General features: G+C 56.5%; 12 protein-coding genes. 9 read left to right on the top strand and 3 right to left on the bottom strand.

The annotated features are described in order from the left end of the window. Complete coding sequence (locus CSQ86_RS05905; RefSeq protein WP_100494165.1) at nt 1-702, top strand: ATP-binding cassette domain-containing protein; 702 nt, start codon at nt 1-3, stop codon at nt 700-702. After that, nucleotides 695-1,858 (top strand): hypothetical protein, encoded by a 1,164-nt coding sequence (locus tag CSQ86_RS05900; RefSeq protein WP_100494164.1) that lies wholly within the window; start codon nt 695-697, stop codon nt 1,856-1,858. Before CSQ86_RS05905 ends, CSQ86_RS05900 begins: the two co-directional genes overlap by 8 nt. 201 nt (nt 1,859-2,059) lie before the next feature. Here the strand turns inward: CSQ86_RS05900 and CSQ86_RS05895 are convergent, their stop codons facing one another. Continuing rightward, entirely contained in the window at nt 2,060-2,971 is a 912-nt protein-coding gene (locus CSQ86_RS05895; protein WP_100494163.1) for a pyridoxamine kinase, read from the bottom strand. Nucleotides 2,972-3,397: 426 nt separating this feature from the next. On the opposite strand from CSQ86_RS05895, the gene CSQ86_RS05890 reads away from it, so the two are divergent. From CSQ86_RS05890 to CSQ86_RS05880, 3 genes are all read left to right on the top strand, one after another. Beyond that, the gene (locus CSQ86_RS05890; protein ID WP_100494162.1) at nt 3,398-4,711 is read left to right on the top strand and encodes an O-acetylhomoserine aminocarboxypropyltransferase/cysteine synthase family protein; all 1,314 of its coding nucleotides are present in this window, start codon (nt 3,398-3,400) and stop codon (nt 4,709-4,711) included. A 429-nt stretch (nt 4,712-5,140) separates the two neighbouring features. After that, nucleotides 5,141-5,932 carry an ABC transporter ATP-binding protein gene (locus tag CSQ86_RS05885; RefSeq protein WP_100494161.1) on the top strand — a complete coding sequence of 264 codons (792 nt, stop codon included), beginning with the start codon at nt 5,141-5,143 and terminating at the stop codon, nt 5,930-5,932. Between the two features lie 23 nt (nt 5,933-5,955). Continuing rightward, nucleotides 5,956-8,643 (top strand): ABC transporter permease, encoded by a 2,688-nt coding sequence (locus CSQ86_RS05880; RefSeq protein ID WP_100494160.1) that lies wholly within the window; start codon nt 5,956-5,958, stop codon nt 8,641-8,643. 283 nt (nt 8,644-8,926) lie between these two features. On the opposite strand, the gene CSQ86_RS05875 is transcribed toward CSQ86_RS05880, so the two are convergent. Both CSQ86_RS05875 and CSQ86_RS05870 read right to left on the bottom strand, forming a co-directional pair. After that, the gene (locus tag CSQ86_RS05875; protein WP_100494159.1) at nt 8,927-9,661 is read right to left on the bottom strand and encodes a response regulator; all 735 of its coding nucleotides are present in this window, start codon (nt 9,659-9,661) and stop codon (nt 8,927-8,929) included. Nucleotides 9,662-9,750: 89 nt separating this feature from the next. Further along, nucleotides 9,751-12,291, bottom strand: a complete 2,541-nt coding sequence (locus CSQ86_RS05870) for a sensor histidine kinase (protein WP_240542243.1) — start codon at nt 12,289-12,291, stop codon at nt 9,751-9,753. A gap of 76 nt (nt 12,292-12,367) precedes the next feature. On the opposite strand from CSQ86_RS05870, the gene CSQ86_RS05865 reads away from it, so the two are divergent. The 4 genes from CSQ86_RS05865 (at nt 12,368) to CSQ86_RS05850 (ending at nt 17,439) form a co-directional block, all read left to right on the top strand. Continuing rightward, nucleotides 12,368-13,846 (top strand): alpha/beta fold hydrolase, encoded by a 1,479-nt coding sequence (locus tag CSQ86_RS05865; protein WP_100494158.1) that lies wholly within the window; start codon nt 12,368-12,370, stop codon nt 13,844-13,846. A 135-nt stretch (nt 13,847-13,981) separates the two neighbouring features. Further along, complete coding sequence (gene proC / locus CSQ86_RS05860; protein WP_100494157.1) at nt 13,982-14,800, top strand: pyrroline-5-carboxylate reductase; 819 nt, start codon at nt 13,982-13,984, stop codon at nt 14,798-14,800. 145 nt (nt 14,801-14,945) lie between these two features. Further along, a complete protein-coding gene (gene ychF, locus CSQ86_RS05855) occupies nt 14,946-16,040 on the top strand; it encodes a redox-regulated ATPase YchF (RefSeq protein ID WP_100494156.1) in 1,095 nt (364 codons plus the stop codon). A 136-nt stretch (nt 16,041-16,176) separates the two neighbouring features. Beyond that, entirely contained in the window at nt 16,177-17,439 is a 1,263-nt protein-coding gene (locus tag CSQ86_RS05850; RefSeq protein ID WP_100494155.1) for a HipA family kinase, read from the top strand. The last annotated feature ends 73 nt before the right edge of the window (nt 17,440-17,512 follow it).

Below are 17,512 nucleotides of genomic sequence, written 5' to 3'. Positions count from 1 at the left end.
ATGGCCGCCCGCAAGGTGATATTGACCGACGTGGGGCACAGTTTCGACCGGACCGGTGAAGATATGCTGTTCCGGCATTTGACGATGACGTTGCTGCCCAAGCACGTATATGCGCTGACCGGACCATCGGGATCAGGCAAATCCACATTGCTGTCCATCATCGCCGGATGGGTCACACCGGTCACCGGTTCGGTGGAGCGCGTCGATTGCGGGCGCGTGTGCTGGGTGCTGCAGAACCCTCATGGCGTGGCAAGACGTTCGGCCATCGACCATGTGGCCTTGCCATTTATCGCGCGGGGAGAGCGACGGCGAGACGCCGAAACCCATGCGATGGAACTACTCGAAGCGTTCGGTTTGGCGGCTTTGGCGCGCAAACCATTCCGCGACCTTTCCGGCGGTGAAGCCCAGCGTCTGATGCTGGCCCGAGGAGTGGCCTCATATGCTGGGCTTTTACTGGTCGATGAGCCGACCGCACAATTGGACCTCAACACCGCCGCCACGGTCAACGAACATCTGCACAATCTTTCGATGAGTGGAGCCATCGTGGTGGTAGCCACCCATGATCCTCGCACCCGTGATGCCTGCACTGATTTGATTGATTTGCGTGATTGGCAGAGCGACCATCCCTCACAAGTGGCCCAGACTGTCGCAGATTCCGCGCATGCTGAGCCAATTGCACAAGGAAGTGAGCATCATGAATGAAACCAGCCACCGGCCTCGCATGCGTCTTGCCGGCATGCTGGGGGAGGCATGGCGTGACCTCATCACCGGCACCAGTCACGCGTGCGCGCTCGCCGTAGGACTTGCATGCCTGATTGTGTTGCTCGCTGGTGCCGATTGGCTTACCATCTCCGGAATACAGAAGCAAACTGATGAATACGTGGCATCGGGCGGCTCAACCTGGATATTGGAATATCCCAACCATATCGATGGCGCGGCCTGCGACCGTCTCACCTCATTGGATGGAGTCGAAGCGGCCGGAGCGGTACGCCAATCCGAGAACAAGCTGGTGTTCGCAGCGTTGCCATCCACCAGTGTGCCGTTGTATGAAATCACACCGGGGGCCACTGAGGTATTCATGCTCAGTACCACCGGAACACAGTGGAAGAATGGAACACCTCACGAATCCGGGAGCGTATCTCAGAACCGGGAAGGTGTGCTGCTGTCCAGCGAAGCCGCAAAACCGTTTCAGGCTCAATCCGGGCAGTCATTGGCGTTGAAGGATGGGCGAAGCCTTGATGTCGTCGACGTATTCGACTGGCCGGATGATGGCAGAAAATCCGGCTTCTCCTATGCGGCACTGACTCCGATTCCTGCCGACTCCAGCGCGACCTTCAGCCAATGCTGGGTGCGCGCATGGCCGCAAACCAAGAACCTCGAATCATTGCTGCGATTGGCCAGCGATGGTACTGCAAACGCAACCGCAGCTGAGCGGCCGCAGATCTACAAGCTCAACACCGCCAAAGGCAGTGAGCTGGATAGCACTGTCTTGTTTGTATCAAGACTGACCGCTTATGTGCCTTGGATTGCACTCGCTGCTGCATTGGCATTGGGCTTCATCGCAACACGTACGCGCAAACTGGAGATGGCTTCTGCTCTGCATTGCGGCGTGCCGAAAACCGTGTTGCTCACGCAGATCATGCTGGAAACGATTACGTGGAGCATTGCCGGCATATTACTGGCCAGCCCATTGCTTGCATGGGTATGGTTGGATGACAATACTGCTGAGGCTGCCGCTCTGACCGACACCTTGCTGCGAGTACCCATCGCGGCAGTGCTCGGCGTGCTTTTGGGCGCGTTCTTAGGCGTGTCTCTCACACGAGAAAGTCACCTGCTCAAATACTTCAAGAACAGGTAATTATCTCTGGCTCCCTCTGATGGGCCGAGCTGTGAAGCAAACAGTCCAGTGGACTGTTTGTAAGCGAGGTACGAACGAGAGTGAGCCAACAATATCGCGGGCAGTAGCCCGTCAATAATTGCAGAACGAGCTGTCTCGCGATAGCGAGACTGAGGGAGAGATCCATATGGCGGCTGTTTATGCTTTCTACACTTCTCTCCCTCAGTCAGCAAAGCTGACAGCTCCCTCATCAGAGGGAGCCTTGGACGGTAGCGCAGTCAGTTCGCCCAAGTTAAGTTCGAAGCTCAAACCGCGATCTTCGAAATGCGGTTGATTGCGGGTGTTCGCCATCGCATGCCGCACAAACTCGCCGGCGATGCGCGCCGATTCGGCAAGACCTCGACCAGCCAGCGCCGCACCGCACAAGGCGGAGGCAAACGCATCGCCGGTGCCGTGAATCATGTATGGAAGCTTCTCGTGAGCGAGTTCGATTTTCTGCTCCACACCGGTCGCCGCGCTCGCCACGTAATTGATGATGCGCCCATCACCACGGTCAATGCCCTTCAACACCACGTTCTTCGCACCGAGTCCCAGCAGCGCCTCAAGCAACCGGTTCACAGCGTCATTATCCAAATCATGGCCCGGATAATCGGTCTTGGTCAAAATCGCGGCCTCGGTGAGATTCGGCATCAACACATCCGCGCCGAGCGCCAAAGCGCCCATCGCCTCACACAGCTCCGGGGTATACGTGGTGTACATGCTGCCGCCATCGCCCATCACCGGATCGACCAATCGAAGAGCGTTTGGATACTCGCGGTAAAGCCGCTCGATAATCGCAACCTGTTCAGGGGAGCCGAGGAAACCGGAATAGATGCCGTCAAGTTCCACGTCTTCGGCTTGCCAAGCGTTCAAATAATCGTTCAGAATATCGGTGGTGTCGTGGAACGTGAACACCTTGTATTTGGTATGTGCCGAGAACAATGCAGTCGGTACCGGGCACACATCGCAGCCCGCCGCCGAAAGAATCGGGATCGCCGCGGTCAATGAGCATTTGCCGTAACCGCACATGTCATGCACGGCAGCCACACGAGGAATGTAATGCGGGTCGCGGTCATATAGGGTCACGTCAGTCATGGAATCTCTTTCGGTCGGTATCGAAACGGGCAGGAACCACTCACGAAGCGTAGTCCAATGAACGCATCGAAGTGCCTGCAGCGCTCGTATTGCGCGACGGGAAACGTGCGCATATGTGCTGTGGCCACATATGTAGCGCTGTAGCAAGTTGATGTTTCCATGCTGCCGGGCATGTTCGCCGACCGTCTCTCGCATTCGGCGTGTCGTGAGATTTTCGGTAAGAAAAAATGACGCTTGAAGAGCTCGCTATCCCAATGATTCCAACGGGTTATAAGGGTCTATAGGCAACCGTGATAACGCTCAGCTTGCGCCGCGCCGCTTGCCGCGCGTACTTTCATAACCAACACCTCGCCAACCGCCGAACACGGCAGGCGGGTGGCAAGGAAAAGAACCTCGCGACCAGCACAACCAGCAAGGAGCACACCAATGGCCGAGAACAAGAAGTACCGTTTTGAAACCCTTCAGCTGCACGTGGGCCAGGAGCAGGCCGACCCGGCCACCGACTCCCGCGCAGTGCCGATCTACGCCACCACCTCCTACGTCTTCCACAACTTCGATCACGCTGAGGCGCGCTTCGGTCTCGCTGACCCGGGCAATATCTACGGCCGTCTGACCAACTCCACCCAGGGCGTCTTCGAAGACCGTATCGCCGCCCTCGAAGGTGGTACCGCAGGCATCGCCGTCGCCTCTGGTGCAGCCGCCGTCGAATACGCCGTGCGCAACATCACCCAGTCCGGTGACCACATCGTCTCCTCCAAGAACATCTATGGCGGCACCTTTAACCTGCTCAAGCACACCCTGCCGCGCGATGGCATCACCACCACCTTCGTCGACCCTGAGGTCCCGCAGAACTTCGAGGACGCCATCCAGGAGAACACCAAGCTCGTCTACTTCGAGACCTTCGGCAACCCGAACGCCGATCTGCCGGACTTCGAAGCCATCTCCGAGATTGCCCATAAGCATCATCTGCCGGTGATCGTCGACAACACCTTCGCCACTCCGTACCTGTTCCGTCCGCTGGAGCATGGTGCCGACGTCGTGGTCGAATCCGCAACCAAGTTCATCGGTGGCCACGGCACCACGCTCGGTGGCGTCGTCGTTGAAGGCGGCAAGTTCAACTGGGCTGAGGTGCCGGGCAAGTTCCCGACCCTGACCGAGCCGGATCCGTCCTACCACGGCCTGAACTTCTACGAGGCTCTGGGCGGCACCGCATTCGTGACCCGCATCCGCGCCATCCTGCTGCGCGACACCGGCGCCACCCTGTCCCCGTTCGCAGCCTTCCTGCTGCTGCAGGGCACCGAAACCCTGTCCCTGCGCGTTGAGCGTCACGTCCAGAACGCACTGAAGGTCGTCGAATACCTGCAGACCGTGCCGGAAGTCGAGTCCGTCTCCCACCCGTCCATCGAAGGCCGCCGCGACCACGCCCTCTACGAGAAGTACTTCCCGAACGGAGCCGGCTCCATCTTCACCTTCGACATCAAGGGAGGCAAGGACGCAGCTCGCGTCTTCATCGACAACCTGCACCTGTTCTCCCTGCTCGCCAATGTGGCTGACGTAAAGTCTCTGGTCATCCACCCGGCATCCACCACCCACTCCCAGGAGACCCTGGAAGAGCTGGAGGACCAGGGCATCCACCAGGGCACCATCCGCCTGTCCATCGGCACCGAGAACATCGAGGACATTCTCGACGATCTCAAGGGTGGCTTCGAAGCCGTTCGCGCTTCCGGCCTGGCCAAGTAGCCCGAGCAGGGAAGGCTCGTTTCAGCCGAAGGGGGCGTGATGCATAAGGGGAGCATCGCGAGTGGCTGAAAGATTGGGGCCTTGCTCAAGGTTGAAAGCCCGCACTGAGTCATGCAGTGCGGGCTTTTCGCATACCCGATTCCCGCACAGAATCACCAGCAAAGAAAACTGTGTGGGAATAACGAACTATTTCACACAATCGCACATGGATGAAAACTGCTGTATTTGAACCGTTTCTGGCGTATTCATGTGCATTTGCTGCATTTGGATCCCTACATATTTTTCAAGAGGACGGGAAAGTGCGGGAAAGAGTGCGCGCATCATCCTCAAGAATGACAGCCCGGCGCACGATGGAGCGAGCCGGCAATCTTCCGTAAGTTGAAACCATCATCCGAGCAATGGGCTCGGAATCTTACAGGAAGAGGAATCATGACCTTCAACAATCCGCCGGTACCGCCGTCGCCGGCTATTCAAGCCATCGATCTGGTCAAGGATTACGGCACCGGGGCCAACGCGGTGCACGCATTGCGTGGTGTCAACGTCAGCTTCGAACGCGGCAAATTCACCGCTATCATGGGTCCCTCCGGCTCCGGCAAATCCACGTTGATGCATACGCTGGCTGGCCTTGACTCGGCAACCAGTGGACGCATTCTCTTCGGCCGTTCCGATTTGACGAAGATGAACGATAAGCAGCTCACCCTATTGCGTCGCAACAAAATCGGTTTCATCTTCCAAAGCTTTAACCTGCTGCCCATGTTCAGCGCCGAACAGAACATTCTGATGCCATTGACTCTGGCCGGAGCCAAACCGGATCGTGACTGGTTCAAACTGTTGGTTGAGACTTTGGGCCTCCAAAAACGTCTTGACCACCGGCCGAATGAGCTTTCCGGTGGTCAGCAGCAGCGTGTGGCCATCGCCCGAGCATTGATCGCCAAGCCGAAGCTTGTCTTTGCCGACGAACCTACCGGCAATCTCGACTCCGTTTCCAGCGCCGAGGTATTGACCTTCCTCAAACGTTCGGTCGATGAGCTTGGTCAGACCATCGTCATGGTCACTCACGATGCGGTGGCAGCCTCCTACGCCGATCGAGCCATCGTTTTCGCGGACGGTCAGATCGTAGCCGATGAACAGCACCCCACCGCCGAAGGCATGAACGCATTGCTGATGGCCGAACGCGAGCGTGCCGCACAGGGCGCAGTGCCCGCACGTCACGCACGCTAGCCAAGCAAAGGGAGTGAAGTCTTATGTTTTCCATCACACTCAAATTGATGAAGAAAAGCGCGAAAATGCTGATTCCGGCAGGAATCGCCATCCTGATCGGAACCGCATTCATCGCCTCCACCTTCCTGTTCTCGAACACAATGAACGATTCGCTGGTCCGCCAGCAGACCGCCATGTACGGGGATGCGAATTACGTCGTGTCCATCGATGCAGATGCGCTTAAACACGCCTCGACCAAGGAGGAGCAGGACGCTTACAACACCAAGGTCTCCGATTTCCATCTTGATCGGATACGCGCCACCGAGGGAGTGAACGATGCTCGTGCTGATGTGACGGTCAGCGGATTGACAGTGTCCAAAGACGATAAGCACGTCACTGGTATCGCGGTCGGCACCGCCCGAGACACCAAACTGCTTCCTGTGAGCATTGCCAAGGGCAATCAGCCGATTGACAACAATGAGATCGCTGTGCCGCAATCCATGGCCAAACAACTCGGCATCACCATTGGAGACAAGGTAACGGTGAATTCCGCTGCCGCTCAGGCGACTTCCGAATCCGGCCAAGATGGCGGACTCTCCGTCCATGTAGTCGGTCTGACCGACGACCCCAATAAGGCTTATCCCTACTATGGTGGCGCTTCGGTGCTATCCGACAATATCGCGGCTGCCATGAATGGTGTTGAGGATTTCAACGATGTACCGGCCTATGGCCTGTATCTTGATCTCGACGATGCTGGCAGCAATACGCAGACTACCGTGAAGCAAATCAATGCCCTGATGCCGAAATATCACACTGTGATGGATCGGGCCACCGCAAATCAGAAATCGTTGAATGCGCTCACGACCGATAGCGGCACCAGCATCACCACTATCTTCCTTCTGAGCTTCGGCGTGCTGGCCATGCTGGTGGCTGCATTGGTGATTGCCAACACGTTCCAGGTACTTGTCGCACAACGTCGACGTACCCTGGCGCTGCTGCGCACGATTGGTGCCATGAAACAGCAGTTGTATGCATCGGTGATTATCGAAGCCGCAGTGCTGGGACTGTTCGCTTCCGCGCTTGGTGTGGTGCTCGGCATTGGACTCATGGCCGCTCTGTGCGCTTCCGGTATCATGGCCTCCACCGGCATGGATGCTCGACTGGTATTGAGCTGGCAGGTGTTCGTAGTACCAATGGCATTCGGCGTCATCATGACCGCGCTGGCTTCCCTCAGCTCCGCCCGTAGCGCTACCGCAGTCACCCCGTTGGAGGCATTGCGTCCAATCGAATTGGCCGATACTCGTCGTGCCGGGGTGATGCGGGGCATTGTCGCCGCAATACTATGCTTCGGTGGTGCAGCGCTTGCAGGATTCTCCGTATGGCAGATGCATGCGTCCATAACCGGTCATGCTTCCTTGGTCAAAGACCGCTATTCCATGGTGCTGCTGATGTCCATCGGCAGCTGTGCGATGGTGTTCCTCGGTCTTGTTCTCTCAGCTACATTCTGGTTGCCTCTGCTCATGCGAGGTGTGGGCTCACTGGTAGCACTTGCCGGTCCTAGCGCCACAGTGGCGAATGCCAATATTCAGAAGAATCCGCGCCGTGTGGCTGCAACAGGAGCCGCATTGCTTATTGGCGTGACGTTGGTGGCCACTATCGCAACCGGTGCAGCCAGTGCCAAGCAAACGATGGGAGAGGCCCTTGCCGCTCGCTACAGCGTGGATATGATTGCCACTGGTGCTGATATGACCGACGAGCAAGCGACCAAGGCGGCGGAAATCAAGGGCATCGCTGCCTCGGCCTACATGCCCACCACGGTGATGACCACCACGACTGATGACGGGAAGGGACTGACCGTACTCGTTGCCGGCGTTGACGATGCCGCAGACTTGCGTAAGGTGATGAAAGCGAATATCGATGGTGTATCCATGGATAACAGCCACGTGTTGCTGCCACAACACGATGCAACCAGTGGCAAGACATTGCATTTCAATAGTTCCGGCATCACATTGAAACCAGCGGAGAACGGTACTGCCAATGACGGAACTGCCAATACGACGGGCAGATCGCTGACACTAATCCCAGAACAAGCGGACTACCGCCGAGTCTCTGCGGATTACGATGCCGTGGTGTTCGTGAACAGCAGGTATTTTGCGGATGGCGATCTTGCTTCAACCGGCCACATGCTGCTCATGCGTGTTGATACTGGTGCAGCCGGAGTCACATTGAATGATGTGTTGACCAACGTACAACAGGTCTTCTCGGCAAGTACCGGAGTCATGGTTTCCGGGCCGATTGCCGAGCGATCGATGTGGGAAACCATGATTAACGGCATGATGGCTTTGCTTGTCGGTCTTATTGCCGTGGCAGTGCTGATCGCGTTTGTCGGTGTGGCGAACACGCTCTCGCTGTCAGTGATTGAGCGCACGCGAGAATCCGCCACATTGCGTGCCATCGGTATGACCCGAGGTCAGCTGCGGCGCTCGCTGGCTGTGGAAGCCCTGCTGCTTTCATTGGTTTCCGGTGTGGTCGGCGTATTGCTCGGCACGGTGTTCGGATGGCTGGGATCCTACATGGTGTTCAGCTTGTACGGCAACGTGGCGTTCCCATTCGATTGGGCTGGTAATGGTCTGATGCTTGGTGTTGCTGCTTTGGCCGCTTTGATTGCCAGTATCGCGCCCGCCCGACGAGCGGTCAGCGTACCTCCTGTAGTCGCTTTGGCCGAAGCCTGACAATAGCGCATTGAGATGGCCTCCCACGCCACATGGTGTGGGAGGCCATCTCCTTTGGAAGGGGTATATTGGCGTCCTTTCGGATTCCTATCTGCTGTGCGAGGGGTACCAAAACTGTGTTTTCATCCATATGAATATTGGAATCGCAATACATATATCCGCGTTCTGGATGAATTGGTACCCCTTGCAAAACAGATAGATGTTTGCGAAGTAGCGAATGTACCCCTTGTATGGCAGTTACTTAGTCATTCGTTTGGTTGCTATGACGAAATGGCGAAAATGTTCACACCAATCTATTGTCGTAAGCGAAAACAACCGCCTGCACGCGATCGCGCGCATTGATTTTCGCCAGAATATGCGCCACATGGGTTTTCACCGTAGGCAGGGAGATGAAAAGCTTGTCAGCAATCTCCTGATTGCTGAGCCCGTGGGCGATTTCCACCAGTACCTCACGTTCGCGATCAGTGAGCAGTTCGAGCTCCGGATCGGTGTAAAACGCGTCGGAATCTGTTACAGCATTCGTGCTCGTAGCTTTGGACGCTGCTGTTCCCAATGATTTCCCAGCCGCATAGCCATCCTGCATCATCGTTTCAATAAGACGTTTTGTGGCGGAAGGCGCGATGATCGCGTTGCCATTGAACACAGTGCGGATGGAATTCAGCAATGTTTCCGGTTCGGTATCTTTCAGCAAAAAGCCCGAAGCTCCGGCATTGATGGCAGACATCACGTATTCATCCAAATCGAAAGTCGTCAGAATAATGACACGAGTCGGTTGGATATCGGTAGAGGACTCTGAAATCTGCCGCGTAGCCTCAATCCCATCCATGCCTGGCATACGTACATCCATCAACACCACATCAGGATGCAATGATTCAGCAAGGGCAACCGCTTCAACACCATCGGCGGCCTGACCTATCACAGTCATATCGGCCTGTGAATTAATCACCATGGCAAAGCCGGCTCGCACTAGCTCCTGATCATCGGCAATGACCACACGAATGCTTCTACTCTCGTTCATGACTCCCACTGTATCCGTTTCTGCATGCTCAGTGCGTCTTGGACAACCCTGAATCTTCCCTGATACTGCCCTGTTCTGATCGGATTGACTCAATGATTCCTTTGCAGCTGTTGCATCTGAGCTTCCAGTGAAGCAGCCGGATGCAGCGGCATCGCAGTGGAAGCCGCATGATGAGCCTCATCGCTGAAGCCGGTTTCGCGCAGCACCTGCAGCAGCTCACGCATATGGGCCAAGGCAGCACGCCCACGCTTGCTGATTGCCGCGAACGAATCCGCGATTTGTGTACTGTCGAGTGCGGGGGAGCTGTTCAACAGAGCCAGGCCGGTATCAGCTTGTATAATGACCGAATTCAATGTGGCCATTACTTCCGTTTGCATCGCGGATCCGATTCGCTCGCGTTCGAGATTGGCCGCCAATATCTTCTGACGCTCTTGCTCAGCTCGCAATGCCTCTTCTCGCTGCTGCAACACCAGCGCATTCGATCCTCGTGAACGGGTCCATCGAGCGGCGGCGATGCAGGCGAAACCAGCCATCGCTACCATGCCGCCCGGCAACAGTCCTCCAAGAATAACCCCCCATACATCCGTGGTATAACGACCGGGAATAACCAGCTGCGCCGCAACATGCCATAAGTTGGTCCCATTCCACCCGGTCGCGATCTTGATGCCGAACAACCAGCTATCAACAACCAATGCCACGCTCACCCAGCGCCATGCATGCTCACGACCGTAAAGCACAGCGGAATAGACGGATACCAAAGCAAACACATTCACAGCCATGCCATTGGCTGTCATGATGGAAGCAGGCATCAGCAGCTGAATCATCGATACCACCGCCATCGCCAAGGCGCTTGATTCAGGGAATCGCCGGCGGAACGCTATCGGTACAAGTAGGGCAATGGTCAGGACTGTTGTGAAGGCTTTATTGGGCAGTATCCAATGAACACCGTCATCGGCGAGCGTTCGTAGATCGTTATAAGTAGACGAATTGAACAGTATTACTAGGATTGCTGCGGCAAGTATATCCATCAATAGATAATGCCGTTCGGTCCATTGGGCAAACCTGCCAATCCAATTGAATCGATGGGAGGGGTCTCCTTGCTCAATATGCTTTGATTGGAAGACGGTGAATATTCGTGCCGCCGATGATAGAACAGCTCGTTTTGCGGTGTCCATGAATCGTGTCCAGATAGGGAAGACACTCTGTGCGGAATCGTGGAAATGGGAATTGTTGGTGCCGGGCGCGGAACCCGAGTCGAACGCGGCATATTGAGTAGGAGAGCTCATGGGGGAGAGAGGAATCGATGCCGACACTTCAAATCCCTGACCGTTCTGCGGGCCTGCGTGGACCGTGCCGCCGAGTGCTTCAATACGTTCATGCATACCGATGAGGCCATAGCCCGGTCGATGCCCGTCCTGTGCGGCTTTGGCGCCGAGTCCATCATCGGTAATGGTGATGGACAATGCCATATCCGACCACTGTTCGTTGACGGATACGTGGGCTCCTTTGCCCGCATATTTACGAGCATTCGTCAAGGCCTCCTGCACTAATCGAAACACTGCCTCGCTGGCCTGTACTGACAGTTTTTCCGGATGCGCCTGTCCGGTTAGCGTATGCGAAACGTTGACGGACCCCTTCCATAATGAAGGCATATTGCCGTATGAGATTGCGTTGCCATTCGCTTCACCGCCGGTTGGTGTACCGAACACCGAAAACAAACGATGCATATCGTGCTGTGCACGTTGAGCTTCATGGCGAATCGTTCCCATCGTCGTGCGCGCCAATTCGATATCATGGGCGCCCGCATACCGCCCGCCATCCGCCTGCACGATAATCGTGGAAAGCGTATGCGCCACCACATCATGCATGTCTCGGGCGATGCGTGCACGTTCGGCAAGCGCGGCGATATGGGTTTCCTCTGCCTCTGACGCCACAATCGCGGCATTGCGTTCGCGCATGGCTGCAAGCGTGGCCCGTCGTGCGCGCTGCCACAATGCCATGATGCTGATACTGATTGCGCAGATGGCGATTACGGCAGCCATAATTAGCGAGTCCTCAAGCATCTTTAACCCACAACTGCCAGTATCTGATGCGACCGCGCCCATCGCAGGGCAAGCTGGAAGTGCCGCAGCGGTAGGAAGCCAGCCGGTCCAAGCTATGTTGAACCCGGCGGCGGAACCGAACAATGGTCCGATATTGAATGTCACACCCCAAACTGCGCCGGCAAGCAGACTATTAGCCAGTGCTGTGATAACAAACCGTACCGTGTGATGGGCGTCGCCATACACCAAGACGGAGTACAGCATGAGGAGCGCAAGAAAATCGCTGTAGATGATTGCCGGGCCAACAATCAACTGCAGTATCGTAAGACCGACATACATCCAAGCGGCAGTTTCCGGACGGGTTCTTCGCAAGGCCAGCGGAATCATGCTTGGCAAATTCCACAGCACGGTTGCTAAGGATGATGAGCGAAACAGCAACCCTGGAGTGGTGCTGGGGTCGGTGCTCGTGGCTATGAGGGAGCCCAATGCCATGAGCGCCACGGCGAGCAGCGTATCAAACAGCAAGGTTTGATACGGTTTGCCGCCAAGCTTGGCCAGCTGCATCCGAATGTTCGCGATCCATCCCATAAGTTCCAAGGCTAACGCGTTGGAAGATGAATCAACATCACCCAAAAGACTGATTTGTGGGCTAAAGTCAGGAATCATGACAAAGCTTTGCAAATACTATGTGCCTGGTCTCGCCATCGAAGACCATTCCATTGACGTGCCGCTGGATTGGACCGATCATGTGCCGGGCCAGTCATTTGACGGCGAAACCATCAAACTGTTCTATCGCGTAGTCACCACGCCGGAACATGTGCACGATGACCTGCCGCTGCTGATCTTCCTGCAGGGCGGCCCTGGCGGAGCGGGTCCCCGACTGAACAGCCCCACTTCCGATGGATGGATTGAAGAGGCCAGCAAGCATTTCCGCATTATCCTGCCTGACCAGCGTGGTACTGGTCGCTCCTCGCGCGTCGATACGCACACGATGGCGCATCTGGCCGCAGCCCATGAAGGTGACGCAGCCGGCGCCGCACGCGCGCAAGCCGATTTTTTGAAGAAGTTCCTCGCCGATTCCATCGTCCGCGATTTCGAACATCTGCGTCTGACTGAATTCGGTGGCCGCAAGTGGGTCACAATGGGTCAAAGCTATGGCGGATTCCTGACTTTGACGTATCTGTCGTTGTTCCCGGCTGGCGTCATCGCCAGCTTCACCACCGGCGGTATCCCGCATGTGCCGGCCGATGCCACCGAAGTTTATGAACACACCTTCCCGCGTATGGCTCGCAAGACTAAGCAGTTCTATGAGCGTTATCCGCAAGATAAGGAACGCGTGGAGACATTGGCAGACAAACTGCCGACTGTGGCAGATGTGGCCGAGTTTACGGGCAAGCTCACCGATTCGGTGCTTGACTCCATGGCTGAAACCGACGTTGATCATCGTTTGGGTTTGATTGCCGGTATGGCTGCTCATGGCTTCCCGCTGCTGCCTAATGGCGATCCGCTGACCGTGGAGCGGCTGCAATGCTTGGGATCCGATTTCGGCATGAAGCCAAGCTTCGAACGCGTGCATTGGATTCTTGATGATGCGTTCCTTACCGGTGACGGTTCATCGTGTGCGGATGCCGATCTTTCCGACGAATTCCTCGCCAAGGTGATGAACGCCACTGCATCCCGTCCGCTGTACTGGCCGTTGCAGGAGTTCATTTACGCCAATGGCGAGCTCGATAAGCCGATTCGCTGGGCGGCGCAGCGCGTGCGCGACACCAAGCCGGAGTTCGGTACGGAGACTCGCCCGTTGAACTTCACCGGTGAAGCCATGTTCCCGTGGATGTTCGAACAGGAGTTTGCGTTGCGTCCATTCAAGCCTGCGATGGATGTGCTGATGGAAGACACGCATTTCGGTGTGATCTACGACGAAGATCAGTTGGCTCGCAACAAAGTGCCACTGCAGGCCGCCGTCTACTTCGACGACATGTATGTGGACTCCGGTATGCAGCTCGATACGCTGAGCCGCGTGGGTAACAGCCACTATTGGACCACCAACGAATTCGAGCACGATGGTCTGCATGGTTCACTGGTGTTCAAGCACCTGTGGAATGAAGCGCTGAACCGCGGCGACTTGGAAGAACTGTTCTGACACGTGCTCCTCGGCCCCCCTCTGATGAGGGGGCTGTCGCGAAGGCGACTGGGGGAGAGAAGGAAGCGGCATGAAGCCGCGGAATGGCATCATCGGTTGTCGGCCGATTTCAATTGATTGCAAAGGAACTTTTTCATGAGCAACTTCACTATCGGATTCATCGGATATGGCAACATGGCTCAGGCCATCGCCCAAGGCTTGGTGGATGCCGGCGTGGTGCGCGGCCATCAGATTGTGGCTTGTGCCGCGCACTATGACAAGCTTGAGAAGAACGCTGCGAAGCTCGGCGTGCGACCATTGCATAGCGCCGTGGAAGTGGCTGTGGCTGCGGACATGGTGATTGTTGCCATCAAGCCGTATCAGATTGACTCGGTGATCAAGCCGTTGGCGCACGAGCTGGCCAAGCCAGGCAAGTTCGTCGTGTCCATCGCGGCTGGCTGGGATTTGAAGAAGTATCAGGATTTGTTCGCCACCGAAGACAGTGAATCCGTGGACTCGCCGGACGTCCATATTCAGTGCACGATTCCGAACACGCCGATGGCCGTGGGCAAAGGCGTGTTGGTCACCGAATCCGCCAACACGCTGAATGATGCTGAGAACCAGACCTTTGAGGAACTGTTTGGTGCCATCAGCTTGATTGAGCGTGTGGATACTGCCCATATGAACGTCGCCATGGTGATTGCTGGATGTGCACCGGCGTTCACCGATATGTATATCGAAGCGTTGGGCGATGCCGGTGTGCAATATGGCCTGCAGCGTGCTACGGCCTACCGTTTGGCAGCCAAAATGGTGGAAGGCGTGGGTGCTCTGTACATGGCGACCGGAACCCATCCGGGTGCCATGAAGGATGCCGTCTGCTCGCCGGGAGGTACCACGATTAAGGGCGTTGCTCAGCTCGAAAAGGACGGCTTCCGTGGCTCGGTGATTAATGCCGTCGATGCGATTGTCGGTTGATCTCCTCTGATTGGTTTCTGTACTGGCTTCCCTCACTGAGGGGAGCTGTCTTCAAAGATAATGAGGGAGTTGCTATCGCACTCGCTTACGATAGTTCGTTCGGCGCTGTGTGTTGTGTGTCCAGCATCTCTCTAGACTTGGAACCATGTCTCTTACTATCGGAATTGTCGGACTGCCCAACGTTGGCAAGTCCACCATGTTCAACGCCCTGACCCGCAACAATGTGCTGGCAGAGAACTACCCGTTCGCCACCATCGAGCCGAACACCGGTATCGTACCGTTGCCGGATAAGCGTCTGCCGGTGCTGGCCAAGCTGGTCAACACCGAAAAGATCGTACCCGCCACGGTGACCTTCGTGGATATCGCCGGTATTGTCAAGGGTGCGTCCGAGGGCGAAGGCCTGGGCAACAAGTTCCTGGCCAACATTCGTGAGGCGGATGCCATCTGCGAAGTCGTGCGTGCATTCGAGGATGATGACATCGTGCACGTCAACGGCAAGGTTGATCCGGCTGACGATATCGACACCATCAACACCGAGCTGATTCTTGCCGACTTGCAGACCATCGAAAATGCGCTGCCAAAGCTGGAGAAAGATCTTCGTGGCAAGAAGATCGAGCCGGCATACATGGATGCCGTCAAGCAAGCCAAGCAGATTCTTGAAAATGGCGAAACCTTGGATAAGGCTGCCCGCGAAGGCCGCTTCGATAAGGATTCCGTCTATGACCTGCACCTGATGACCGCCAAGCCATTCATCTACGTGTTCAACGTGGACGATAACGAGCTGGCCAACGATGAGCTCAAGAAGAAGCTCGCCGCCTCCGTGGCCCCTGCTCCGGCCGTGTTCCTGAATGCCCAGTTCGAGGCTGATCTGACTGAGCTCGATGAGGCTGATGCCCGCGAAATGTTGGCGGACGCCGGTCTTTCCGAGTCTGGTCTCGACCAGCTGGCTCGTGTGGGCTTCGACATCCTGGGCCTTCAGACCTTCCTGACCGCTGGTGTCAAGGAAGTGCGCGCATGGCAGATCCACAAGGGTTGGACTGCGCCTCAGGCCGCCGGCGTGATTCACACCGATTTCGAGAAGGGCTTCATCAAGGCCGACATCGTCTCCTACGATGACTTCGTTGCCGCCGAAGGCTCCATGGCCAAGATCAAGGAGGAGGGCAAGCTCCGCCAGGAAGGCCGCGACTACGTCATGCAAGACGGCGATATCGTCGAGTTCAAGTTCAATGTCAGCAAGTAGTGATTGCTGAGTAGTGCTGAGGGCCTTGGAATTCCAGTGATTCCAAGGCCCTTGTCTATACTGTATTCAGTTGTTGTCGTATAAAGTCGCATCGTGATGAACGCGGCGCATTAGGCATCTGATTGGAGGAACGGATATGACCGGTTATGTGTTGCGTCTGTATGACGTTCCGCTGCTTCAGTTTGATGCCGCGTACGGTGAAGGGCTGTTGGCTGGTAAGGTCGAGGCCCGTATTCGCTGGTTCGACGAGTCGAAGCGGACGTTGCTGCCGTTCCCGTTGGCTCCTCAGCCGGATGATGTGAAGCTCACCGCTTGGCTGGAACGGCGTACCATTCCGAAGAACCGTGAGTTCGCGTCCCAGATCCTCGCACAGGCCGGACTGAACATCGCGGATACGCTGGGGATCATCGACCTGTGCAAGGGATTGTCGGTCAATGATTCGTTCTGGGTCGAACGCGACGATGAGGATTTGAAGTTCGCAAACATCAACCTGTATGACAATCCGCTGGATGAGACGCTTGCCATCGTGGCGTACACAGGCTACACGTCGAGTGAGAAGCATGCGATAGGCCTGTCAAGCGAATGGACAACGGACGGGCAGTTCCCGAAGGCATGGCGGCACACAGGCAATGGATTGGAATTGTGGAAGGCTGGTTCCGAAGGGTATGCGAACGCCGGACTGGAGCCATATTCCGAGTATCTCGCCTCGCAACTGGCGCACAAGCTCGGCGTGAACGCGGTCGATTACCATATCGCCCGTTGGAAAGGCAAGCTGGCGTCGGTGTGTCCGTCGATGAACACAAAGGACGTGTCGTTCGTGCCGTTCTACGCGGCCACGCAGCTCGCATCGTTCCCGGAGATTCTCGCCGCCGCCCGTGCGGTGTCTTCGGAGTCGTTCGAGGCGATGCGCACGATGCTCGTCTTCGATGCGCTCATCGTCAATCAGGACCGGCATGCCAACAACCACGGGTTCCTACGTGACAACCATACCGGACGCATCCTCGGCCCGGCACCCCTGTTCGATCACAACATGTCGTTGTTCAAGAACGACATGCGTGCCGATTGGGAGCATGGTGCGTGGACGCCGAAGGTACTGGAGGAACGTCAGCCGTCGAATTCGCGCATGACGTTCCGAGACCAGTGTGCGGCCATCATGGGAGTTGCGCAGCATGAGATGCTGCGCAAGGCATTGGACGTCACGTTGGAGAACGATCCGACGTATCCGCTTGAGGACGGCCGCATCGAGGCCTTGAACGACTATCTGCACGCCACGGCCCGCACGCTGCTCGACATCCCCGTGGTGAACGAGGCGAAGCTCGCCGCGCAGCTCGACGCACTGCAGCCCGCCATCGAAAACACGCCCGCGATTCTCAACGACAGACTGCTTGAGAAGGGATAATCGGACGAGTTCAATCTTCCCAATGTCTAAGAAGCGAATGCCGGCTAGCGTCGTGGTCTTGGACGGGGCATGT

It is taken from the genome of Bifidobacterium felsineum, assembly GCF_002802915.1.
Taxonomy (GTDB): Bacteria; Actinomycetota; Actinomycetes; order Actinomycetales; family Bifidobacteriaceae; genus Bifidobacterium; species Bifidobacterium felsineum.
The sequence above is the reverse complement of the archived record's forward strand: the minus strand, read 5'-3'. Positions and strand labels throughout refer to the sequence as shown.

Coding starts and splice junctions, on each gene's coding strand:
- CSQ86_RS05905 (WP_100494165.1), top strand. CDS start 1: ATGGCCGCCCGCAAGGTGATATTGACCGACGTGGGGCACAGTTTCGAC.
- CSQ86_RS05900 (WP_100494164.1), top strand. CDS start 695: ATGAATGAAACCAGCCACCGGCCTCGCATGCGTCTTGCCGGCATGCTG.
- CSQ86_RS05895 (WP_100494163.1), bottom strand. CDS start 2,971: ATGACTGACGTGACCCTATATGACCGCGACCCGCATTACATTCCTCGT.
- CSQ86_RS05890 (WP_100494162.1), top strand. CDS start 3,398: ATGGCCGAGAACAAGAAGTACCGTTTTGAAACCCTTCAGCTGCACGTG.
- CSQ86_RS05885 (WP_100494161.1), top strand. CDS start 5,141: ATGACCTTCAACAATCCGCCGGTACCGCCGTCGCCGGCTATTCAAGCC.
- CSQ86_RS05880 (WP_100494160.1), top strand. CDS start 5,956: ATGTTTTCCATCACACTCAAATTGATGAAGAAAAGCGCGAAAATGCTG.
- CSQ86_RS05875 (WP_100494159.1), bottom strand. CDS start 9,661: ATGAACGAGAGTAGAAGCATTCGTGTGGTCATTGCCGATGATCAGGAG.
- CSQ86_RS05870 (WP_240542243.1), bottom strand. CDS start 12,291: ATGGGATGGATCGCGAACATTCGGATGCAGCTGGCCAAGCTTGGCGGC.
- CSQ86_RS05865 (WP_100494158.1), top strand. CDS start 12,368: ATGACAAAGCTTTGCAAATACTATGTGCCTGGTCTCGCCATCGAAGAC.
- proC (WP_100494157.1), top strand. CDS start 13,982: ATGAGCAACTTCACTATCGGATTCATCGGATATGGCAACATGGCTCAG.
- ychF (WP_100494156.1), top strand. CDS start 14,946: ATGTCTCTTACTATCGGAATTGTCGGACTGCCCAACGTTGGCAAGTCC.
- CSQ86_RS05850 (WP_100494155.1), top strand. CDS start 16,177: ATGACCGGTTATGTGTTGCGTCTGTATGACGTTCCGCTGCTTCAGTTT.